Here is a 23,489-nt window from a genome sequence, read left to right as displayed (position 1 = left end):
GTTGTTTTGGCGGGTCTGTTGACTAAGCGGCAGTGCTTAGTCGAAAGGACCTGCAGCAACAAAGGCGCCACCTTGATATACCGCGGCGGGGTCATCGGCGGCCACCGGCGGCTGCGCTTCTACTTTGTCGCGGAAAACCTCTGAACTGTCCTTGGCGTGAAAGCCCAAATGTGCGGCGTAGCGGTTGTCCCACCATACCTGCGCATTGTCTGATACGCCATAAACCACGGTGTGGCCGACATCTGGGCTGAACAGGGACTTTTCGATCAACTGAGTCAGGTCGTCGAAGCTCAGCCAGGTCGACATCATTCGGCGGTTTTGCGGTTCCGGGAATGACGAGCCAATGCGAATGCTGACCGTCTCGATTCCGTAACGATCGAAGTAGAAACTGGCCATATCTTCGCCATACGATTTCGACAGACCGTAGTAGCTGTCCGGGCGACGAGGGGAGAGTGCATCGATAAACTGATCCTGCTTGTAAAAGCCGATCACATGGTTGGAGCTGGCAAAGATCACGCGCTTCACGCCGTGCAGGCGAGCCGCTTCATAAATATGAAAGACCCCGCTGATGTTGGCGCCAAGGATCTCTTCGAACGGACGTTCAACCGACACACCGCCGAAATGCAGGATGGCGTCTACGCCTTCGACCAGTGCATGCACCGCTGCTTTATCGGACAGGTCGCACGGAACGACTTCTTCATGTGGGCCGTTGGCTGGATTCATTGGCGAGATGTCGGATAAGCGGATGACATCGGCATAAGGCTTGAGGCTTTCGCGGAGCACTTTACCCAGGCCGCCAGCGGCACCAGTCAAAAGCAGGCGCGCAAGACGCGGTTGGTTTGAAGAGTCGATGGTCATGAGGTGGCCTCTGACTTGGATTGTTATTGTTTGTGCTGTTATACGTTGTCGTATAACTATTTATGGGCTGATTTCAACAGGGCTTACCGATCTTGTCAACGTGACTAAAGTCGATACTTTTACAATTTGGTACAAATAGGTGCTGGATTCTTGGACACTGTTTCCCGGCAATGCCGCGTCTAAACCGCTATTTACAACGAGCCTGGTTGTGCGCAGCTTGGCTTCATTGGCTAACCTGAGAATAAATAGCGCCTGCGTAAACAGGCGCATTCTGTCGGTAGGCCTGAAAAATCCAGTTGGCAATAGATATGGTTGTACGATAACGTATTTCTTCGGCTTGGTATGTTTACCGCCTCAATAATTGTCCCCAGGGTGTTCGAATAATGAATCCACAAGAACTGAAGTCCATCCTCTCTTCCGGTCTGTTGTCTTTTCCGGTTACTGACTTCGATGCGGCCGGTAATTTCCGTGCTGATACTTATGCACGTCGCCTGGAGTGGCTGTCGCCATATGGCGCAACAGCATTGTTCGCTGCAGGCGGTACAGGTGAGTTTTTCTCGCTGGCGCCTGACGAGTATTCGTCTGTTATTAAAACTGCGGTCGATACCTGCGACGGCGGTGTGCCGATTCTTGCTGGTGTAGGTGGCCCAACGCGCATGGCTATTCAATACGCACAAGAAGCCGAGCGCTTGGGCGCTAAAGGCTTATTGCTGCTGCCGCATTACCTGACTGAAGCCAGCCAGGAAGGTGTCGCTGCCCACGTTGAGCAGGTGTGCAAGTCAGTCAAAATTGGTGTGGTGGTCTACAACCGCAATGTCTGCCGCCTGAATGCCACACTGCTTGAGCAACTGGCTGAGCGTTGCCCGAACCTGATCGGCTACAAAGACGGTCTCGGCGATATCGAGTTGATGGTGTCGATTCGTCGCCGCCTCGGTGATCGCTTCAGCTACCTCGGCGGCTTGCCGACTGCCGAAGTCTACGCTGCTGCTTACAAAGCGTTGGGCGTACCGGTCTACTCCTCTGCGGTGTTCAATTTCATCCCGAAAACCGCGATGGATTTCTACCACGCCATCGCCCGCGACGATCACGCCACCGTTGGCAAGATCATCGATGATTTCTTCCTGCCTTATCTCGACATCCGTAATCGCCGCGCTGGTTATGCCGTGAGCATCGTTAAGGCGGGTGCCAAAATCGTCGGCTACGACGCTGGCCCAGTTCGCGCACCGCTGACCGATCTGCTGCCAGACGAATACGAGCAACTCGCTGCGCTGATCGAGAAGCAAGGCGCGCAGTAATTCACCCATAACCCTTTAAACACGCCCCCATGGGGTGGGTATTCAGGGGTTTACACACATTCAACGCGCCGCAGCGTGCTGCGGCCTGTTACCAGGAGGCTACTTGTGGCTGAGACAAAACGCTTTGAAAACTTCATCGGCGGCGAGTGGGTGGCTGGCGCTACTTACTCGGTAAACCGTAACCCGTCCGATCTGGCTGATGTGATCGGCGAATTCGCTCAGGCTGATGCCGCGCAAGTTGAGCAGGCAATCTCAGCTGCTCGCGCTGCATTTGCGGCTTGGTCTACCTCTGGTATCCAGGCGCGTAGCGACTCGCTGGATAAAGTCGGCAGCGAGATTCTGGCCCGTCGTGCCGAGTTGGGCGAGTTGCTGGCCCGTGAAGAAGGCAAAACACTGCCTGAAGCCATTGGTGAAGTGACTCGCGCGGGCAACATCTTCAAGTACTTTGCGGGCGAGTGCCTGCGTCAGTCGGGTGAAGTGCTTGACTCCGTGCGTCCGGGCGTATCGGTTGAAGTGACTCGCGAAGGCCTCGGTGTGGTTGGTTTGATCACCCCATGGAACTTCCCGATTGCGATCCCGGCCTGGAAAATCGCTCCCGCCTTGGCTTACGGCAACTGCGTGGTGATCAAGCCTGCTGATCTGGTCCCAGGTTGTGCCTGGGCAATTGCTGAGATCATTTCGCGCGCAGGATTCCCGGCAGGCGTATTCAACTTGGTGATGGGCAGCGGCCGTGTGGTGGGCGACGTCATCGTCAACAGCCCTAAAGTTGATGGCATCAGCTTCACCGGTTCCGTCGGCGTGGGCCGCAGCATCGCTGCCGCTTGTGTTGCGCGTCAGGCGAAAGTGCAGTTGGAAATGGGTGGCAAGAACCCGCAAATCATCCTCGACGACGCCGACCTGAAAGTGGCTGTTGAGCTGGCAGTGCAGAGTGCGTTTTACTCAACCGGTCAGCGTTGTACTGCTTCAAGCCGTTTGATTGTGACGGCGGGTATCTACGATAAATTTATCGAAGCCATGGCCGAGCGCATGAAGTCGATCAAGGTCGGCAACGCTTTGGAAAAAGGCGTGGACATTGGGCCTGTGGTTTCCGAATCGCAGCTCAATCAAGACCTGAGCTACATCGAGATCGGTAAAGAGGAAGGCGCACGTCTGGTGTGTGGTGGCGAGCGCGTTAAATGCGAGAAAGACGGCTACTACCTGGCGCCAACCCTGTTTGCCGATTCAACTGCAGACATGCGTATCAGCCGTGAAGAGATCTTCGGCCCTGTGGCCAACGTGATTCGCGTAGCGGACTACGAGGAAGCATTGGCCATGGCCAATGACACCGAGTTTGGTCTGTCGGCGGGTATCTGCACAACTTCGCTGAAATACGCCAACCACTTCAAGCGTCACGCCCAGGCGGGCATGGTGATGGTTAACCTGCCAACTGCCGGCGTTGACTACCACGTACCCTTCGGTGGTCGTAAAGGCTCGTCTTACGGTTCCCGTGAGCAAGGTCGTTACGCTCAGGAGTTCTACACCACAGTCAAGACCACTTATATCGGTTAACTAATAACCCGCCCCGTCAGTAAAACCGGCGGGGTGGGTTGTGGCGCTATATGCGCCAGCAGTACTCGACAGCCCTTCATAAAAATAAATTGGGTAAACAGTGATGAACACATCAAGCAATGGCCAAGCCTTCGCTGGCGCGCCTGTTATCACCGAGTTGACTGTTGTGCCAGTCGCTGGCCAAGACAGCATGTTGATGAACCTGTCCGGTGGGCACGGCCCTTATTTCACTCGCAACATTCTTATTCTCAAAGACAACGCCGGCCACATTGGCGTTGGCGAAGTACCGGGCGGCGAATCGATCCGTCAGACCCTCGAAGACGCGCGTACCTTGTTGGTTGGCCAATCCATTGGCGACTACAACGGCATTCTTAATCGCGTGCGCAAGACGTTCGCTGACCGCGATTCGGGCGGCCGTGGCTTGCAGACGTTCGACCTGCGTATCACCATTCATGCAGTTACCGCGTTAGAAGCTGCCTTGCTCGATTTGCTCGGCCAGCACCTGGGTGTGCCAGTCGCCGCGTTACTCGGTGAAGGCCAGCAGCGTGATGCTGTTGAAATGCTCGGTTACCTGTTTTATGTCGGTGACAAGTGCAAGACCGACCTTGATTACCGCGATGAGTCTGATGCCGATGATGCATGGTTCCGCGTGCGTAACCAAACAGCCATGACTCCAGAAACAGTGGTGCGTCAGGCAGAAGCGGCTTATGAGCGTTACGGCTTCAAAGACTTCAAACTCAAAGGCGGTGTGCTGCAAGGCGCCGCTGAAGTCGAAGCCATTCGCGCTTTGGCCGAACGTTTCCCGGATGCCCGCGTGACCCTCGACCCCAATGGGGCGTGGTCGCTGAACGAAGCGGTGTCGCTGTGCCGTGATCTGCACGGTGTATTGGCGTATGCCGAAGACCCTTGCGGCGCTGAAAACGGCTATTCCGGGCGTGAAGTGATGGCTGAGTTCCGTCGCGCCACTGGCCTGCCAACGGCGACCAACATGATCGCCACTGACTGGCGCCAGATGGGCCACACCATTTCGCTGCAATCGGTGGATATTCCACTGGCTGACCCGCATTTCTGGACTATGGCCGGTTCCGTACGCGTGGCGCAGATGTGTAACGAGTGGGGCCTGACCTGGGGTTCACATTCAAACAACCACTTTGATATCTCACTGGCCATGTTTACCCATGTAGCCGCTGCTGCACCAGGTAAGGTAACGGCCATCGACACCCATTGGATTTGGCAGGACGGTCAACACCTGACCCGTAATCCGCTGAAAATCGAAGGCGGCCTGGTACAGGTGCCAAAAGCGCCGGGTATGGGCATCGAGCTGGATTGGGACGCGCTGGCCAAAGCCCACGAGCTTTACAAAGCTCAAGGCTTAGGCTCACGTGATGACGCAATCGCGATGCAGTTCTTGATCCCGAACTGGAAGTTCGATAACAAAAAGCCGTGCATGGTGCGCTAAATAGCGCGCCATCTGCGCCTTGGATATCACTGCCGCAGGCGTGGGCCTCAACCTTTGCTGAGCGTGCCAACGCCCGGCAGTCACGCAAGGTTGGGGCGCGCAAGGGTTCTGCTTGTGCGCTGAGTCAGTTCGTTGTTTATCGTTGGTCGTATTCACAGGATCGAGCGTGGCGATAAGACTGGCCCGAACGCGAAGAGCGCGTGGTTCTGGGTCGCCACGTCTTCAACCGAATCCTGATTCCTAGGTAAGAGGAGAGCATTTCATGCAGTTGATTCCCCATCAGGACTCACCGCGCTATATCCGTCTGCACCCAGCCGATAACGTCGGCGTGGTGGTTAACGAGCAAGGCGTTGCAGCGGGCGGTCGTTTTGATGACGGCCTTGAAGCTGTTGAAGGTATTCCGCAGAGCCATAAAGTCGCGCTGCAAGACATCGCCATTGACGGCGAAGTGGTGCGCTACGGTGAAGTCATCGGCTATGCCCTGGAGCCAATAGTGGCTGGACGTTGGGTGACCGAAGCGCAGTTGCGCATGCCTGAGGCCCCGTCGCTGGACAACCTGCCGAAAGCGACCATCGCAGCGGCACCGGTCGAGCCCCTTGAAGGCTACACCTTTGAGGGGTTTCGCAACCCGGATGGCACTGTCGGCACCCGTAATATTCTCGGAGTAACCACCACTGTGCAGTGCGTGGTTGGCGTGCTTGATCACTGCGTTGATCGGGTGCGCAAAGAGCTGCTGCCGAAATACCCCTATGTTGATGATGTGGTTGCACTGTCGCACAGCTATGGCTGTGGCGTGGCGATCAATGCACCCGATGCGGTGGTGCCCATTCGCACCCTATACAACATCAGCCGTAACCCAAACCTTGGCGGTCAGGCATTGGTCATCAGCCTCGGCTGCGAGAAGCTGCAAGCCAACCAGTTGATGGACGGTGATGCGCTGACCAATGGCATGGACGAAGAAGACTGGCTGTTCCGGCTGCAGGATTCGGGCACGGGCTTCAACGGCATGATCGAGCAGATCATGCTGATGATCGATGCGCGTTTGCAGGTGCTGAACCAGCGTCGCCGTGAAACCGTACCGGCCAGCGAACTGTCGGTCGGCATGCAGTGTGGCGGCAGTGATGCGTTCTCCGGTATCACCGCTAACCCGGCACTTGGTGTCGCCGCTGACTTGCTGGTGCGCGCCGGCGCCACCGTAATGTTCTCGGAAAACACTGAAGTGCGTGACGGTATTCATTTGCTCACTCCACGCGCCGCGTCGGTCGAGGTGGCTGATGCCTTGATCCGCGAGATGGATTGGTACGATCGCTATCTGCAGCGCGGCATGGCAGACCGCAGTGCCAACACCACGCCAGGCAACAAGAAAGGCGGGCTCAACAATATTGTCGAGAAAGCCATGGGCTCGATCGCTAAATCGGGCTCCAGCACCATTGTTGGTGTGGTCTCGCCGGGTGAACGCATTCGCGGTAAAGGTCTGTGGTTCTGCGCCACGCCCGCCAGCGACTTTATTTGCGGCACCTTGCAAATAGCGGCGGGCATGAACCTGCACATCTTCACCACGGGGCGTGGCACGCCTTACGGCTTGTCGATGGTGCCGGTGATCAAGGTGGCTACGCGCACCCAGCTGGCTGAGCGCTGGCCGGATCTGATTGACGTGGACGCCGGGCAGATCACCTCAGGCCGCCTGACCCTGGATGAAATGGGCTGGGCGATATTCCAGCTGTATCTGGATGTCGCCAGCGGTAAATCACAAACCTGGGCAGAGCGCCATCGCTTGCATAACGATCTGGTGCTGTTTAACCCGGCCCCCGTGACCTGAGTCAGGTTGCGCCGGTAACAAGCTAAGTACGTTGCTGACGCCTTGTCTTGCACTGAATCGGCGCAGGCGAGGCATTGAAAAATAACACCAGAGCCTGAGGCGAGGCTGTTGTGGAGGTAATGGTGCTGCAGGAAAAACTGATTCGCGATATTGAACAGGTGGTGGGCCAGGCGGGGTTGATAACCGACCCTGAGCGCAGGCAAAGTTACCTGAGTGACTGGCGAAACGCTTACCGCGGCAACGCTGCGGTGGTGGTGCGACCGGCCAATACTGCCGAGGTCGCGGCGGTGGTGCGGCTGTGTCATCAAGCGGGCGTGGCGATCGTGCCTCAAGGCGGCAACACCGGGTTGTGCGGCGGCTCGATTCCCGACCAAAGTGGCGCGCAGGTGGTGGTATCCCTGACCCGGATGAATGCCATTCGCGAGGTGGATATCGGCAATGAAACCATCACTGTCGAGGCCGGAGTGATTCTGCAGCGCTTGCAAGAAGCGGCTGCCGAAGCCGAACGTTTATTCCCGCTGTCACTCGGTGCCGAAGGCAGTTGCACCCTGGGCGGTAATCTGGCGACCAATGCCGGCGGCACCGCGGTGTTGCGCTATGGCAATATGCGCGATCTGACCCTCGGCCTGGAAGTGGTGTTGCCCGACGGACAGATCTGGAATGGCCTGCGCGGCTTGCGCAAGGACAACACCGGCTATGACCTCAAACACCTGTTTATCGGCGCCGAAGGCACCTTGGGCATCATTACTGCTGCGGTGCTCAAACTGTACCCAGCGCCACGCAGCACCACCACCGGCTGGGTCGCATTGCCGAGCACTGAAGCTGCGATTGAGCTGATTGCGCTGATGCGCAGCCAATGTGGTGATCGCCTGACAGGCTTCGAGATGATGTCGCGTCAGAGTGTTGAATTTGTGCTGGCTCATGTAGCGGGGTGCAATGACTTATTTGCCGAGGTACACCCTTGGTATGTGTTGATAGAAGTCAGCGACACCCTGGCCGATGCCCAACTTGGCGAAATGCTTGAGATGGCGTTGAGTGAAGCCTTCGAACGTGGCATTGCACTCGATGCAGTAGTCGCTAGCAACGAGACGCAAGTGGCCGGGTTGTGGGCGATCCGCGAAGGTATTTCGGAAGCGCAAAACCATGAGGGGCCTAGCCTGAAACACGATATCAGTGTGCCGGTGAGCCGCATTCCTGCCTTTATCAAGCTTACCGATCAGCGCCTGCATGAGGCGTTTCCCGGCGTGCGTATCGTGGCTTACGGGCATGTCGGTGATGGTAATTTGCATTACAACATCAGTAAGCCTCTTGGCAGTGAAGATGCGCCATTTAAAGCGCAAGCCGAGGCAATTATGCAGGTGATTTATGATGCGACTCTGGAGTTTAGCGGCAGCATCAGCGCTGAACACGGTTTAGGTCAATCGAAACGTGAAGCGGCTGTGCGCTACAAAGACCCCCTTGAATTGCAACTGATGCGCGCCATTAAAACCGCACTTGACCCTGCTGGCTTGATGAATCCCGGCAAGGTGCTTTAACCCCTCATCCAACTAAGGAATTCCATGACCCGCATTCTCCAGATTGGCCCCTTAAGTGAACGTTTCAATCAAGCGCTGGCCACTGAATACCAAGTTACAGCGTTGTGGCTGCAGGCTGATCCGCAGGCGTTTTTACGTGAGCAGGGCGAGCAGTTTGAGGTGGTCGCCACCTCGGCACGTTTCGGCCTGAGTACCGAGCAGATGGCACTGCTGCCCAAGTTGAAGGCCGTTTGCAGCTTCGGCGTTGGCTACGACTCTATCGCGGTGGATCAAGCCCGTGATCGCGGTATTCCTGTGAGCACCACGCCGGATGTGCTAACGGATTGCGTGGCAGATTTGGCCATGGGCATGCTGATTGATGTGTCGCGGCGCATCGCTGAGTCCGATCGTTTCGTGCGTTCAGGCAAATGGGAGCAGGCGGGCTTTCCATTGGCCATGCGTGTCAGCGGCATGCGCCTGGGCATTGTCGGTCTGGGCAGTATTGGTCAAGCCATTGCTCGCCGTGCGGGTGGTTTCGACATGCCGGTGCGGTACCACAGCCGTCGTCCGGTTGCCGACAGCGCTTACACCCACGAAGCCGATTTGCAGGAACTGGCGCGCTGGGCAGATTTTCTCGTGGTGGCATGCCCAGGCGGTGATGCCACCCGCAATCTGGTCAATGCTCCCGTGCTTGAAGCGCTTGGGCCAAAAGGCTATTTGATCAACATTGCCCGCGGTTCAGTGGTCGATGAACCCGCGCTGATCAATGCCCTGCAACAGCATCAGATTGCCGGCGCTGCGCTCGACGTATTCGCTAAGGAACCGAACGTTCCGCAAGCGCTGCGTGACATGAACAACGTGCTGTTGCTGCCTCATGTTGGCAGCGCCACCGTGCAGACTCGTCAGCAGATGGAAGACTTGCTCACGGCCAATATCAAGGCCTTTATCGAGTCAGGTAAGTTGCTTACGCCACTGTAGCTTCTAAGTGCAGAGGCCTGTCCTCCAGGTCTCTGCGTAGCGGCTGTTAAACGCTTTCTGGCAGTTTGGCGATGACCTTGATTTCGAACTGGAAACCATAGAGCCACGTCACGCCCACGCAGGTGATATTAGGGAAGGGGGCTTCGCCCCAAAACTCGGGCACCACCTGCCAAATCCGCTCAAACCTTTTTTCCGGGTCGACGATAAATACAGTGACATCCACCACGTCGTCAAAGCTGCAGCCAGCCGCTTTCAGTACCGCGTTCAGATTGGTGAATGCAAGCCGGACCTGATCCTCCAAGTTCTCCTCAGGAGAACCATCTTCTTTGCTGCCAACCTGGCCCGATACAAACAGCAAACCGTTGGAGCGAATTGCGGGCGAGTAACGGTTGCGCTCGTATAAAGCTTGGCGGCCAGCCGGGAAAACCACATCGCGATTATTCATAGTAAGTCTCCATCAAGCGGTCAGAATTAACCTTGAGGAGACTCTAGAAGCTTGCGCTTGGACGATAAACCAGCAACCTTAGTCATCACTGTTTGTGAAACTCAAACAATCCCTTGAGAGGCTGGGCGCAATGGACCGTTTCGATGCGATGCAGGCGTTTGCCCGGGTGGTGGAAGCGGGCAGCTTTACCAAAGCTGCAGACACCCTGCACATGAGCAAAACCACTGTGACCCAGTTGGTACAGCAGCTTGAAGCGCGCCTACGGGTCAAGCTACTTAACCGAACGACGCGTAAGGTGGCGTTGACGGCTGACGGCGCGGTCTATTACGAGCGCGTGGTCAAGCTGCTCAACGATATGGATGATGCTGAAACCAGCTTGTCCGCGGCCGCTGCATTGCCCCGTGGGCGGTTAAGGGTGGATGTGCCCAGCCCTTTTGCCAGATTGATTTTGATCCCCGCATTGCCCGAATTTCACGCGCAGTACCCTGACATTCAGATTGATATGGGGGTTAGCGATCGTATTGTCGATATCCTCGGGGAAAATGTTGATTGTGTGGTCCGGGGCGGCGAAATAGCCGATCAATCGCTGATGGCCCGGCGTATTGGCGACCTGCAGCTTGGCCTCTACGCAGCGCCGAGTTATCTGCAGCGCGTTGGCACCCCTGAGCATCCGCAAGAGCTGGAAGACTCCGCGCAGCGCACCGTTGGGTTTATTTGGGCGCGTACCGGCAAACCCTTGTCCTATTCCCTGCGCCGTGGCGATGAACAGCAGCAGGTGCAAGGGCGCTATGTATTGGCAGTGGATGACGGCAATGCATACCTGGCTGCGGGGCTTGCGGGTTTGGGGGTTATTTGGCTGCCGGATTATATGGCCAAGGCCCCTGCAGCAAACGGCGAATTGCTGCGTTTGTTTGAAGACTGGCAACTGGAGCCCATGCCCATGTATGTCGCTTTTCCGCCTAATCGGCACATCAGTATCAAGTTGCGGGTGTTTATCGAATGGGTTGCCCAACTGATGGTGCAGCACGCGCCGATAGTCGAGCGCAGTAATGCGTGATCGGGGTCATGTAGCACTGCCATTCAAATAGTCTAAAGTACTGCGCTTGATCTGCTCGTGACGGGGCTGCTCAAGGGCTCGTCTATAGTGTCTGGTTTTACGCTCGCCATAAAAAATGGAGTTTGCGATGCGCAACAAAGGAATATTGCTTGGCTTAGTACTGAGTTTGCTCGGGGGGTGTGATTCCTCGTCTGACTCGGCCCAGGTTACGGCGTCAACTAAAGCTGAAGCGCCGGTCAGTACGCCTGCCGCCAGTGGCCCTGCGCAGCCCAAGCCTGCCATTGACCGCGAAGCCTTAGCCAAACGCTACGCTGATCGCGAATTGACGGTGGTCGATGCTTCCGAAGTGCAACTCGATGGTGCCAGCGCGCTGTCGGTGAGCTTTTCTGTGCCCCTCGACCCTGAGCAAAACTTTGCTCAACGCCTGCACTTGGTGGATACCAAAACCGGTAAGGTCGATGGCGCTTGGGAGCTGGCTGACAACTTGATGGAGTTGCGCCTGCGCCACCTTGAGCCCCAGCGTAAATTGGTACTCACCGTGGATGCCGGTGTGCGAGGTTTGAATGGTGCCAGCCTCGGCGCTGAAAGCATTACCCGTCTGGAAACGCGCGACCTGCAAGCCAGCGTTGGGTTTGCCAGCCGTGGTTCGTTGTTGCCTACGCGCCTGGCGGAAGGTTTGCCAGTGATTGCCTTGAACGTCGACAAGGTCAATGTCGAGTTCTTCCGCATCAAGCCCGAGTCGCTGCCCAAGTTCCTGAGCCGCTGGGGACGCAACACCAACCTGGACAGTTGGGATGCGCAATCACTGATGCCCATGGCTGATTTAGTCTACGGCGGCCGCTTTGATCTGAACCCTGCACGCAACACCCGCGAGTCTCTGCTGCTACCCATCACTGGCCTCGAACCCTTCAAGCAGCCGGGTGTGTACTTGGCCGTAATGCGCGAGGCGGGGGGCTACAGTTATTCCCAGCCGGCAACGCTGTTCACCCTCAGCGACATTGGTTTGTCTGCCCACCGCTATCACAACCGCTTGGACGTGTTCACCCAAGCGTTGGAGGGGGGTGAAGTCCAGGAGGATGTTGCCCTCGAGTTGCTCGATGGCAAAGGCCAGGTGCTGAGCACGGCGAAAACCGACGGCATGGGCCATGCGCAAATGCCGCTGACCGACAAAGCTGAAGTGTTGTTGGCGCATCTGGGGGCTCAAACCAGCTTATTGCGTCTGAACAGTTCGGCGCTGGATCTGGCCGAGTTTGATATTGCCGGGCCCAAGGCTCACCCGTTGCAGTTTTTTGTATTCGGCCCGCGTGATCTGTATCGACCGGGTGAAACCGTGCTGCTCAATGCGTTGCTGCGTGACGCCGATGGCCGGCCGCTGAAGTCGCAACCGGTGAATGTAGAAGTGCGTCGTCCGGACGAGCAAGTCAGCCGAAAGTTTGTCTGGACGGGGGATGAATCAGGTTTTTATCAATATCAACTGCAACTAGCTGAAGAGGCGCCTACCGGGCGTTGGCAACTGGTGCTGGACCTGGGCGATGGTTCGCCGCAGCTGTATGAGTTTTCGGTTGAAGATTTCCTGCCCGAGCGGCTGGCCTTGGAGTTGCAAGGCAGCGAGCAACCGTTGGCGCCGCAACAAGACGCCCGGTTCGACGTCACGGGGCGCTATTTGTATGGTGCGCCGGCCGCCGGAAATCGCATCAGTGGTCAGGTCTATGTACGGCCACTGCGTGAGGCGGTGAAAAGTCTGCCGGGTTATCAGTTTGGTTCGGTAACTGAAGAAGATCTCAATCAAGACATCGAATTGGATGAGCAAAAACTTGATCCGCAGGGCAAGGCGACCCTGGATGTCGAGTCACGCTGGTCTGAGGCAAAATCGCCGCTGCAGTTGGTTCTCCAAGCCAGCCTTCAGGAGTCCGGCGGGCGGCCGATTACCCGGCGTTTGGAGCAGCCGGTATGGCCGGCCGAACGCTTGCCTGCGGTACGTGGCGTATTCGACGGCGAAGAGGTTGATGCTGACAGCCAGGCTGAGTTCGAAGTGCTGGTGGCGGATGCACAGGGCAATAAGCTTGCGGCGGATCAGCTCACGGTGCGCCTGATTCGCGAGCGCCGCGATTACTACTGGAACTTCTCTGACAACGATGGCTGGAGCTATCACTACAACGAGAAGTACCTCAATCTCAGTGAAGAAACGCTCAATGTTGGAGCCGGCGGCGGCGCTAAAATCAGCTTCCCGGTGGAGTGGGGGCCATACCGCGTCGAGGTGATCGATGCGCAAACCGGCATGCTCAGCAGCATGCGTTTCTGGGCCGGTTATCGCTGGCAAGACAACGCCGATGGCGGCGCCGTGCGCCCAGATCAAGTCAAACTGGCACTGGATAAACCGGCCTATGCTGACGGCGATACCGCCAAGGTCACTGTAACCGCACCGGCGGCTGGCAAAGGTTATCTATTGGTTGAGTCGAGCGACGGCCCGCTGTGGTGGCAAGAAATCGAGGTGCCGGCTGAAGGCAAAAGTTTTGATATTCCGATTGCCAGCGAGTGGGCACGCCACGACCTGTATATCAGCGCCTTGGTGATTCGTCCCGGTGAGCGGGCCAGTAATGCCACGCCAAAACGGGCGGTGGGTTTGCTGCATTTACCGCTGCAACGGGCCGAACGCAAGCTGCAGGTGAGCCTTGCGGCACCTGAGAAAATGCGTCCGCTGCAGCCCCTGAGCATCAAGGTCAAGGTGCGTAACGCAGACGGCAGCATTCCCAAGCAAGCGCAGGTGCTGGTGGCTGCTGTTGACAGCGGCATCCTCAATATTACCGAGTATGCAACGCCAGATCCTTTCGCCAGTTTCTTCGGCCGTAAAGCCTATGGCGCCGATCAGCTGGATGTTTATGGCCAACTGATCGAAGCCGGGCAAGGGCGCATGGCCAAGCTGGCATTCGGCGGTGACGCAGCGTTGGCCGCAGGCGGTAAACGTCCGGATACCAGCGTGCTGATTGTCGCCCTGCAAGCCAAACCGCTGAATCTCGATGCGCAGGGCGAAGGCGTCGTCAGTCTGGATATTCCGGACTTTAACGGCGAGCTGCGTTTAATGGCGCAGGCCTGGAATGCCGACCATTTCGGTATGGCGGAGGCTAAAACCGTCGTCGCTGCACCGCTGGTGGCAGAGTTGTCGGCGCCGCGCTTTATGGCCGGAGGCGATCAAACCACCTTGGCCCTTGATCTGACTAACTTGTCCGGGCAGGCGCAGACACTCAAGGTTAACGTCACGGCCAGCGGCCAACTGCGCAGTGATTACCCTGAGCAGTCGGTACAACTCAAAGAGGGGCAGCGCAACACCCTGCACATCCCGGTCAGTGCCTTGGGCGGTTATGGCCAAGGTCATGTAAAGGTCGCCGTACAGGGCTTGAGCCTGCCGGACGAAGTGCTGAAGCCCTTCGCCCGCGATTGGGATCTGGGTGTACGCCCGGCTTATCCCGCGCAGGTGAGGCAATACCGCAGCGTGATCAAAGATCAGCCATGGAGCCTGCCCGAAGGTGCCCTTGATGTCTTCGAGGCCGCGGGGCTTGAAGCACGCTTGGCTGTGTCGAGCCGCCCACCGCTTAATTTGGGCGAGCAAATTCGGGCGCTCAAGGCTTATCCCTACGGTTGTCTTGAGCAAACCACCAGTGGCCTGTATCCGTCACTGTATGCCGATGCAAGCACCCTCAAGCGTCTGGGGATCAAGGGTGAACCCGATGCCCAGCGCAAACGCTCGATTGAACTGGGCATTGAGCGCTTGCTGAGCATGCAGCGCTATAACGGCAGCTTTGGCCTGTGGGGTGCAGACAGCCCGGAAGAGTATTGGCTCACGGCTTATGTGACGGACTTCCTGCTGCGTGCCCGGGAACAAGGTTTCGCGGTGCCCGCAGAGGCGCTGAAGCAGGCCAACGAACGCCTGCTGCGTTATGTGCAAGAGCGTAATCTGGTCGATGTTGATTACAGCGAGAACGTCGAGCACAGCCGTTTCGCGGTACAGGCCTATGCCGGTTATGTGCTAGCGCGCAGCCAGCAAGCGCCATTGGGTGCCTTGCGCAGCTTGTATGAACGCCGCAGCGACTCACGCTCTGGCTTGCCGCTGGTGCAGCTGTCGATTGCCTTGGCGAAAATGGGTGACCAACCCCGTGCTGGTGCAGCATTGGCCGATGGTTTAGCGCGCCAACGTGCCGGCAACAGTTGGTTGGCGGATTACGGCAGCCCATTGCGTGATGATGCATTGATTCTGGCGCTGCTTGAAGAGAACAACCTGGCGGCGAATAGCCGTGAACAGCGCTTGTTCAGCCTGGCCGACGAAGTGGCGAGTAATCAATGGTTGTCGACTCAAGAGCGGAATGCGTTATATCTGGCCGGTCGCAATCTGTTGAGCACGCCTGAGCCGGATTGGAGTGCGGCGCTGCGCAGCGGCGATTTTAACTTCGACCTGAGCAATCAACAGTCGGGTATCAAGCTTGAAGGGGCTGAGCTTGCCGCGCCGTTGAGTATTAGCCAGCAAGGTGACGAGGCCTTGTATCAGCAACTGACGATCTCCGGCTATCCGGCTCAAACGCCCAGCGCTGGTGGCGAGAACCTGAGGATCGAACGCGATTACCTGGGCATGGATGGCAAACCCTTGGATCTCGATAATTTGCAAAGTGGCCAACTGGTGCTGGTGCATATTAGTGTGCGGGCCAAGGATCAGCGGGTGCCCGATGCCTTGGTGGTGGACCTGTTGCCTGCCGGTCTGGAGCTGGAGAACCAGAATCTGGCGCAGAGTGCGGCCAGTCTGGATGATGCCAGCAGTCAGGTGAAGGAGTGGCGCGAATCGATGCAGAATGCGGGGGTCAAGCATCAGGAGTTTCGTGCTGATCGGTATGTCGCGGCGCTGGATGTCAGCCGCTACCAGAGCAGTCACTTGCTCTACTTGGCGCGAGCGGTAACCCCCGGTAGCTACCGTGTGCCGCCGCCGCAGGTTGAGTCGATGTATCGGCCGAACTGGCAAGCCCTGGGCGCCGCGCCTGAGCGAATGGTGGTCAAGCCGCGTCAGTAGGGTGGGGCACCGCGCAGCCAGCTTATCAAGTGGCTGCGCGGTTGCAGATGACTGCGTTGTTTAGCCAATGCTGGGCATTTCTCAGGCGATTAAGCCGCTAAGCAGCCACAGACCTAAAAACGCCCAGATTAAACCGGCGATAATGCCCGCGCGCATAAAAGCCCGAACGGCCTTGTAGAGCATGAGTAAGCCAACGAGCAGGACCAAAACGCTCAGGATGGATGGGGTAATGCCAAGGGTTTCCGACATGCCATTAATAAAACCGCCAATGGCACCGCCAAAGGCGCTGAAAAAGCCACTGAGGGCATCGACAATAAACTTAACCACGGCGCCAAAGGCCTGGCCGAGTGATTCAAAAAAACCTGCTGCCTGCATGCTGTTATTCCCTTCAATTCTGAGCTCATCATACCCGAGCTTGAGCCGCTTACCGTGCTCAAAATGACCGTCAGTGTGCCATTCATTCGCCATTGCTGCTGGCGTATTGGTCAGCAAAGGGCACCTTTGGGTTCCCATGCTGCGGTTAAATACTTGGTGCACAGGATATTCGTTTGAACAGCACTTTAGTGAGTCGTTGGCAGCGCCTGCCAGCCCGCTGGCGGGTGCTGATTGCACTGCCAGTGATAGCCATCGTCAGCCTTCTGATACTCGATAAGTTGTTTCCCTTGCCGATGCCGGAAGACGATCAAGCGCGGGTGGTGCTAGCCGAAGACGGCACACCGCTGTGGCGCTTTGCGGATGCCGAGGGTGTGTGGCGCTACCCGGTGACTATCGATCAGGTTTCACCCTATTACCTGCAAGCGCTGCTGACCTATGAAGACCGCTGGTTCTATCAGCATCCGGGGATCAACCCGCTGGCGGTGCTGCGTGCTGGCTGGCAAAACCTGCGGGGCGGGCGGGTGGTTTCCGGGGGGAGCACCCTGTCGATGCAGGTGGCGCGGTTGCTCGACCCGCACTCGCGGAGCATGGCCGGCAAGCTCAAACAGCTGTGGCGAACCTTGCAGCTTGAATGGCATTTATCCAAGGATCAAATCCTCACCTTGTACCTCAATCGCGCCCCATTCGGCGGCACGCAGCAGGGGGTGGCCGCAGCAAGTTGGGCTTATTTGGGCAAACCGCCGAGTCAATTGACTCGGGCCGAGGCGGCCTTGCTCGCGGTGCTGCCGCAGGCGCCGAGCCGCTTGCGCCCCGACCGTCATCCGCAGCGCGCCCAGGCTGCACGAGACAAAGTCCTGCAGCGCCTTGCTGCGTTTGATGTGTGGCCGCAATCAGCGGTGAAAGATGCCTTGGAGGAGCCAGTGCTGCTGGCGCCCAGGCAGTCACCGCATCTGGCTCCTCTGTTGGCCCGACGCTTGAACACTGCGCAAAGCCCGGCCTTGATTCACACCACGCTCGATGCCGCTTTGCAGCGTCGACTCGAAGACTTGCTGATGGGCTGGAAGGCGCGGTTGCCGGAGCACACATCGGCGGCCATTCTGGTGGCTGAGCTGCCGAATATGGCGGTCCGTGCCTATCTTGGCTCGGTCGATCTGGCGGACAGCCAGCGTTTTGGCCATGTTGATATGGTCAGCGCGACGCGTTCGCCGGGGTCGACCCTTAAGCCCTTTTTGTATGGCATGGCGCTGGATGCCGGGCTGATTCATTCAGAATCGCTGTTGCAAGACGTGCCGCGCCGCTACGGCGATTACCGTCCAGGCAACTTTGCTGCGGACTTCAGCGGCCCTGTATCGGTAAGCTCAGCATTGGCGCGCTCGCTGAACTTACCGGCGGTACAGGTGCTGGAAGCATACGGGCCAAAGCGCTTTGCCGGTGAATTGCGCAGTGCGGGTGTACCGCTGGCATTGCCGCCGCTGGCTGAGCCGAATTTATCACTGATCCTGGGCGGTGCTGGCAGTCGTCTGGAAGAGTTGGTCAGTGGCTACAGTGCGTTTGCCCGGAGCGGCAATGTCGCGCGTTTGCGTTACCAGCCGCAAGACTTGTTGTATGAGCGGCGTTTGCTGTCACCCGGCGCCGCCTGGATTGTGCGGCGAATCCTCAGTGGGCAAGCGCGGCCCGATACTGATCCCCATGCCGACTTGGTGCAGCGCCCGACCCTGGCCTGGAAAACCGGCACAAGTTATGGCTTTCGCGATGCCTGGGCGATTGGCGTGGCGCCTCGCTACGTGATTGGAGTGTGGATTGGCCGCCCAGACGGTACACCGGTTGCCGGCCAGTTCGGCTTAGCCTCGGCGGCGCCTTTATTGCTGCAGGTGCACGACTTGCTGGTCAATCGCGACAGCCAGCGAGGCATTGCGCTGCCGCGTGACCCAAAGCCAGCCAGTGTTGGCGTGGCCGCGATTTGTTGGCCCTTGGGGCAGCCGCTCGACAATAAGAGCGAAAACTGCCGACGTCAGCGTTTCGCCTGGACGCTCGACGGCACCACGCCGCCGACGCTGCGCGCCCAAGAACAACCGCTAGGCCTTGGTCTGCTCGAACGCATCTGGCTGAACTCGCAGCAACTGCGGGTCGATGCCGGGTGCCCCGGTGCCACAGCACGTGATATTGCCCTTTGGCCCTCACCGCTTGAGCCTTGGTTGCCGCGCAGTGAACGCCGCGCCGCTCGCTTGCCGAAAGTGGACAGCAGGTGTCCGCCCCATGCCGCCCCCAGCGCTGCACCACTGAGCATTGTCGGCGTACGTGATGGCGACCGTTTGCGCCAACCGGCCAGCAGTGATCAGGCCTTGCGCATTGAGTTGACTGCGCTGGGCGGTAGTGGGCGGCGCTGGTGGTTTCTAGAGGGCCAGCAAGTCGCGGAAACCGCCGCAGATGAGCCCTTTGTTCACGTTTTCAACCGCACCGGTGAGTTCCAGCTAAGCGTGCTTGATGAAAGTGGACAAACGGCGTTGCTGCGCTTCAGCGTGCTGCCGTAGGCCATCAAGCCGAAGCGTGCCCGCAATGGCCTGCAAGTGAAACTTTTAAGAACGGCCAATTATCGCGGGCACAATGGTGGATGAAAAAAGCGTCATCCACCATACGGAGCAGGTTGTATGCGGGTCGTAGGGTGCGACAACGCGAAGCTTGTCCACCATGGATGATGCGCTACGGCTTTAAAGTTCTTTACTCAATAGTTGCGGGCAACGGGGCTATAAAGCGCTATCCGCTCGGCGATCTGTATAGCCTGAATAGTCCCTGACTGTGCTGTTCATATCAGGCTCGGCAGTGTTAGATAAGGTTTTTACCTGTATGCGGAGCGCGTTGATGACGCCCAGAGATGTATGTTTTGCCCTGCTGGTCATTGTGGTTTGGGGGCTTAACTTTGTGGTGATCAAGGTCGGCCTCGATGGTGTACCGCCGATGTTGTTGGGTGCATTGCGTTTCACCCTTGCCGCCATTCCCGCAATATTCTTCATTAAGCGACCTGACTTGCCGCTGCGCTGGTTAGTGGCCTATGGCATGACCATTTCATTTGGGCAGTTTGCCTTCTTGTTTTCCGCCATGTCGGTGGGTATGCCCGCCGGGCTGGCCTCCTTGATTTTGCAGTCGCAAGCATTCTTCACCCTGATGTTTGCCGCGCTGGTGCTGGGCGAGCGCGTGCGGCCGAGTAATCTGCTTGGTTTGGTGGTCGCGGCAGCGGGTCTGCTGTTAATCGGCATGCAGAGCGGCGTGGGCATGACCCTGGCTGGATTTTTATTGACGATCTGCGCGGCGGTGATGTGGGCGATGGGCAATATCATCACCAAAAAAGTCGGCCAGATTAACCTGGTCAGTCTGGTGGTGTGGGGCAGTTTGGTGCCGCCACTGCCGTTTCTGGCGATGTCATTGGTGTTTGAGGGGCCTGCGCAGATCGAGACAGCGCTGCGCACCATCAGCCTGTCGTCGATACTGGCCATCGTCTATCTGGCTTTTATCGCCACTATCTTGGGCTATGGCTTGTGGAGCCGTTTAATGTCGCGCTATCCGGCCAGCCAGGTCGCGCCCTTCTCAATGCTGGTGCCGGTTATCGGCTTGAGTTCATCGGCGCTGCTGCTTAATGAGCAACTCAGTCATTTGCAGATGATCGGTGCCTTGCTGGTCATGGCCGGGCTGGCAATCAACGTATTTGGTGGTCGAGTATATGGTCGTCTGGTTGCGCCGCAGTCCTGACTGAAACGGTGGCCGCCGTAGGCTGTGTCAACGCGAAGCTTGGCCACCATGGCCCGCGCAAAAAACCGAATGTTGGCGACCGAAATGGTGGCCGAAAAGGCCTCGACCACGCTACGGGAACATAACAGGGCGCACATTGCGCGGCCTTTACTTGGCGCTGGCGACCGCACTGCTTTACTCTTACGTCACACATGGATGTCAGCAATGACTGGGCCGCGCAGCCGAGTCATTGCTGCTGGCATCATTTCTGACGTTCTGATCAAGGCCTCGGACTGATCACGATTAGGGGCATAAGATGTCGTTATCTTCGCGTTTTAAGCAGTTTGTTCATGGTTTGATGCTGGCTTCTGCACTTGGCGCTACGGCTGCATATGCAGCAAAGCCGGTCGTGGTCTCATCGAAAATTGATACTGAGGGCGCAGTCCTTGGTCAATTGATTGCGCAGACCCTTGAGCAGGGCGGCGTGCCGGTTAGCCTGCGCCTACAACTGGGCGCCACAAGCATTGTGCGCACCGCGCTTATCGCAGGTGAGATTGACATCTACCCGGAGTACACCGGTAACGGCGCGTTCTTCTTCGACCGTGCGGACAGCGACGTCTGGAAAGATCCCAGCAAAGCCTACAGCACTGTAAAAGAACTCGATTTAGCCAAAAATCAACTGGTGTGGCTGCAACCGGCGAATGCGAATAACACTTGGGCGATCAGCGTTCGTGGTGATGTGGCCCGTGAGCATAAATTGGTGTCTCTGGAAGATCTGGCGCATTACCTGAGTCAGGGCGGCGATTTTAAATTTGCCGCCAGTGCCGAGTTTGTGGATTCGCCTACCGCTTTGCCGGCGTTTCAAAAAGCCTACGGCTTTACCCTCAAGCCTGAGCAGTTAGTGGTGCTTTCGGGCGGCAACACTGCTGCCACGTTACGCGCCGCAGCGCTGCAAACCAACGGCGTCAATGCGGCCATGAGTTATGGCACTGACGGGGGCTTGAGCGCGTTGGATCTGGTGGCCTTGACCGATAGCAAAGGTGTACAGCCGGTGTATCAGCCTGCACCGTTGGTGCGTGCCGAGGTGCTCAAGACTTATCCGCAAATTGAGACCTTGTTGGCTCCGGTTTTCGCCGCACTTAATGAAAAAGTCCTGCAAAAGCTCAACGCTGATGTAGCGGTCAATGGTGCTGATCCAAAACAAGTGGCCCATGATTTTCTGGACGGCCTTGGTCATTAATGTCCGCCGCTAAATCGGGTGAGTCCAATCCTGTAGTTGTGGTGTTGGTGATGCTGGCGTTGCTGGTCGTCTGCAGCGCCAACTTTGCCAGTGTTCAAGCCAATCGAATTGTCCCGGGGCAGGGGCTCGGCTTGCTGGCAGGACTCGGCTGGCCGTGGTTTTTAACGGTTGTCACAGCCTTGCTGGTGCTCGCTGGTTTAGCGCTGCGGCCATCCCGTAAGGGTTACTGGCTAATGCTCGGCCTTAGCGGCGCATTGCTGGTTCAACTGCCATTGGCTCTGGCCTGGTTTATTCAGCTGCATATTAATCCGGCGCAGCCTTACGCTCGGGTCGGCTTGGCCGGCAGTTGCTGGGGGCTGCTGTTTATTGGCGCACTGCTGCTGGTCGAGTTGCAGCAGCGTGTTGCAGGTGGAAATCACTGGGTAAAGCTGGTGATTGGATTGGTGCTTGGCGTTACCGGGTTGCTGATTAGCACCGGTGCTTTGGCACCCTTAGCCCTGTTGAGCGAATACCGCAGCCGCAGCGCAACCTTCTGGCAATTGCTTTACGGGCATTTGAGTCTGGTGGGCGGTGCATTGCTGGTGAGCCTGCTGATCGGTTTTTTGCTGGCATGGCTGATCTTGGCCATACAGCCCCTGCAACGTCCGGTCTTCGCCGTGCTTAACTTCTTTCAAACCATTCCGAGTCTGGCCCTATTTGGCTTGCTGATTGCGCCATTGAGTTATTTGTCTGCCCATTCACCCTTGCTGCAACAGTTGAATGTCCGTGGCATCGGCTGGGCTCCGGCTTTGTTGGCATTGATCGCATACAGTTTGCTGCCGGTGGTGCGTAATACCTGTGTTGCATTGCAAGGCGTTGGCTCGGAGGTTATTGAGTCGGCACGCGGCATGGGCATGAGCCCTTGGCAGGTGTTTGCTCAGGTGCGACTGCCGTTGGCGCTGCCGGTGATTATTGAAGGGGTGCGCATTACCAGTATTCAGGCGATCGGCCTCACCGCCGTTGCGGCGTTGATTGGTGCCAGTGGCTTTGGCAGTTTTATTTTTCAGGGGCTGGGGCAAGGGGCGATGGATTTGGTATTGCTCGGTGCTTTGCCAACAATCCTCTTGGCATTACTCGCGGATGCCCTGTTCAGCAGTCTGGGCTCATGGGCTAAAACAGGAGGGCAACGATGACTGGCAAGGCCATGATCGAGCTTCGCAATGTCAGCCGCCAGTTTGGCGATATCACGGCGGTCGATAACCTGTCGTTGCGTATCGAACAGGGTGAGATTTGTGTATTTATCGGCACCTCGGGCTGCGGGAAATCAACCACGCTGCGCTTGCTTAACAAGCTGATTGACTGCTCCAGCGGCGAAGTCTGGGTCGACGGCGAAAACGTCGCGACGCTCGACAGTAAATTATTGCGTCGGCGCATGGGCTATGCCATCCAAAGTACGGGCTTGTTCCCGCATTGGACGGTGGAACGTAATATCGCGGTGGTACCGCAGCTACTGGGATGGTCGAAAGACAAGATTGATGCCCGGGTGCGCGAGCTGCTTGAATTACTCTCGTTACCCTATGCAACCTTTGCCAATAAATTTCCCAGCCAGCTTTCTGGTGGTCAGGCGCAACGGGTTGGCGTTGCGCGCGCGTTGGCGGCTGATCCAGATATTCTGTTGATGGATGAACCCTTTGGCGCGCTGGACCCGATCACCCGTGAAGCACTGCAAAACGAGTTGCTGCGTATTCAATCGCACATCCATAAAACCATTGTCTTTGTGACCCACGATATTGATGAAGCCTTGCGCCTGGCGACCCATATTGTGGTCATGGATAAAGGCCGGATTGTGCAGCACGACACCCCGGAAAACCTGTTGAATCACCCGGCAAACAGCTTTGTTGAAAATCTTCTGGGGCAGAGTGAGCGCGGCCTCAAACGTGCCAGCCTCCAGCGGGTAGAGCAGTTTATGTCGGCACTCAGCTCAGAGTTGCCCGAGGTTTCTATTGCGGTTGGCAGTAGCGTGCGCCAAGCCCTGTCGCTGATGTTATGGCATCGCGTCGATGCGCTCTGCGTCTGTGACCAAGATGCCAAACCGCTGGGGATTTTGCCTATCCGCGCTGTATTGAAGCCATGACCAGTGCTATTA

Annotated in this window: 16 protein-coding genes; 13 read left to right on the top strand and 3 right to left on the bottom strand. The window is 57.4% G+C overall.

Annotated features, from left to right (window positions below; translation table 11 throughout):
* Positions 1 to 36: 36 nt before the first annotated feature.
* A complete protein-coding gene (locus AACY09_RS06660) occupies positions 37 to 858 on the bottom strand; it encodes an NAD-dependent epimerase/dehydratase family protein (RefSeq protein WP_339486757.1) in 822 nt (273 codons plus the stop codon).
* A gap of 383 nt (positions 859 to 1,241) precedes the next feature.
* On the opposite strand from AACY09_RS06660, the gene kdgD reads away from it, so the two are divergent.
* The 6 genes from kdgD to AACY09_RS06630 all read left to right on the top strand — a co-directional run bounded on the left by kdgD (position 1,242) and on the right by AACY09_RS06630 (position 9,471).
* Positions 1,242 to 2,153, top strand: coding sequence for a 5-dehydro-4-deoxyglucarate dehydratase (gene kdgD, locus AACY09_RS06655; protein ID WP_339486756.1), 912 nt, complete (start codon positions 1,242 to 1,244; stop codon positions 2,151 to 2,153).
* A 105-nt stretch (positions 2,154 to 2,258) separates the two neighbouring features.
* The gene (locus tag AACY09_RS06650) at positions 2,259 to 3,701 is read left to right on the top strand and encodes an aldehyde dehydrogenase family protein (RefSeq protein WP_339486755.1); all 1,443 of its coding nucleotides are present in this window, start codon (positions 2,259 to 2,261) and stop codon (positions 3,699 to 3,701) included.
* A 103-nt stretch (positions 3,702 to 3,804) separates the two neighbouring features.
* The gene (gene gudD, locus AACY09_RS06645; RefSeq protein ID WP_339486754.1) at positions 3,805 to 5,160 is read left to right on the top strand and encodes a glucarate dehydratase; all 1,356 of its coding nucleotides are present in this window, start codon (positions 3,805 to 3,807) and stop codon (positions 5,158 to 5,160) included.
* Positions 5,161 to 5,422: 262 nt separating this feature from the next.
* A complete protein-coding gene (gene garD / locus AACY09_RS06640; RefSeq protein ID WP_339486753.1) occupies positions 5,423 to 6,979 on the top strand; it encodes a galactarate dehydratase in 1,557 nt (518 codons plus the stop codon).
* A gap of 125 nt (positions 6,980 to 7,104) precedes the next feature.
* Positions 7,105 to 8,514 (top strand): FAD-binding oxidoreductase, encoded by a 1,410-nt coding sequence (locus AACY09_RS06635; RefSeq protein ID WP_445323792.1) that lies wholly within the window; start codon positions 7,105 to 7,107, stop codon positions 8,512 to 8,514.
* A gap of 24 nt (positions 8,515 to 8,538) precedes the next feature.
* Positions 8,539 to 9,471 carry a 2-hydroxyacid dehydrogenase gene (locus AACY09_RS06630; protein WP_339486751.1) on the top strand — a complete coding sequence of 311 codons (933 nt, stop codon included), beginning with the start codon at positions 8,539 to 8,541 and terminating at the stop codon, positions 9,469 to 9,471.
* A gap of 46 nt (positions 9,472 to 9,517) precedes the next feature.
* On the opposite strand, the gene AACY09_RS06625 is transcribed toward AACY09_RS06630, so the two are convergent.
* A complete protein-coding gene (locus tag AACY09_RS06625) occupies positions 9,518 to 9,916 on the bottom strand; it encodes a RidA family protein (protein ID WP_339486750.1) in 399 nt (132 codons plus the stop codon).
* A 130-nt stretch (positions 9,917 to 10,046) separates the two neighbouring features.
* Here AACY09_RS06625 and AACY09_RS06620 point away from each other — a divergent pair, with 130 nt between their 5' ends.
* Positions 10,047 to 10,973, top strand: coding sequence for a LysR family transcriptional regulator (locus AACY09_RS06620; RefSeq protein ID WP_339486749.1), 927 nt, complete (start codon positions 10,047 to 10,049; stop codon positions 10,971 to 10,973).
* 127 nt (positions 10,974 to 11,100) lie between these two features.
* Positions 11,101 to 16,026 carry an alpha-2-macroglobulin family protein gene (locus AACY09_RS06615; protein WP_339486748.1) on the top strand — a complete coding sequence of 1,642 codons (4,926 nt, stop codon included), beginning with the start codon at positions 11,101 to 11,103 and terminating at the stop codon, positions 16,024 to 16,026.
* 81 nt (positions 16,027 to 16,107) lie between these two features.
* Here AACY09_RS06615 and AACY09_RS06610 read toward each other — a convergent pair whose 3' ends face one another.
* Positions 16,108 to 16,401 carry a hypothetical protein gene (locus tag AACY09_RS06610; RefSeq protein WP_339487091.1) on the bottom strand — a complete coding sequence of 98 codons (294 nt, stop codon included), beginning with the start codon at positions 16,399 to 16,401 and terminating at the stop codon, positions 16,108 to 16,110.
* A 173-nt stretch (positions 16,402 to 16,574) separates the two neighbouring features.
* Between AACY09_RS06610 and pbpC the strand changes: the two genes are divergently transcribed.
* From pbpC to AACY09_RS06585, 5 genes are all read left to right on the top strand, one after another.
* A complete protein-coding gene (gene pbpC, locus AACY09_RS06605; RefSeq protein ID WP_339486747.1) occupies positions 16,575 to 18,932 on the top strand; it encodes a peptidoglycan glycosyltransferase PbpC in 2,358 nt (785 codons plus the stop codon).
* Between the two features lie 328 nt (positions 18,933 to 19,260).
* Entirely contained in the window at positions 19,261 to 20,145 is an 885-nt protein-coding gene (locus tag AACY09_RS06600) for an EamA family transporter (protein WP_339486746.1), read from the top strand.
* Between the two features lie 295 nt (positions 20,146 to 20,440).
* Positions 20,441 to 21,364 carry a glycine betaine ABC transporter substrate-binding protein OsmF gene (gene osmF, locus AACY09_RS06595; protein ID WP_339486745.1) on the top strand — a complete coding sequence of 308 codons (924 nt, stop codon included), beginning with the start codon at positions 20,441 to 20,443 and terminating at the stop codon, positions 21,362 to 21,364.
* On the top strand, positions 21,364 to 22,536 hold the full coding sequence (locus AACY09_RS06590; protein WP_339486744.1) for an ABC transporter permease: 1,173 nt from the start codon (positions 21,364 to 21,366) through the stop codon (positions 22,534 to 22,536). Before osmF ends, AACY09_RS06590 begins: the two co-directional genes overlap by 1 nt.
* Complete coding sequence (locus tag AACY09_RS06585) at positions 22,533 to 23,477, top strand: ABC transporter ATP-binding protein (RefSeq protein WP_445323776.1); 945 nt, start codon at positions 22,533 to 22,535, stop codon at positions 23,475 to 23,477. The genes AACY09_RS06590 and AACY09_RS06585 overlap by 4 nt, the downstream gene beginning before the upstream one ends.
* Positions 23,478 to 23,489: the final 12 nt, after the last annotated feature.

Source organism: Pseudomonas sp. EL_65y_Pfl2_R95, assembly GCF_963971045.1.
Taxonomy (GTDB): Bacteria; Pseudomonadota; Gammaproteobacteria; order Pseudomonadales; family Pseudomonadaceae; genus Aquipseudomonas.
The sequence above is the reverse complement of the archived record's forward strand: the minus strand, read 5'-3'. Positions and strand labels throughout refer to the sequence as shown.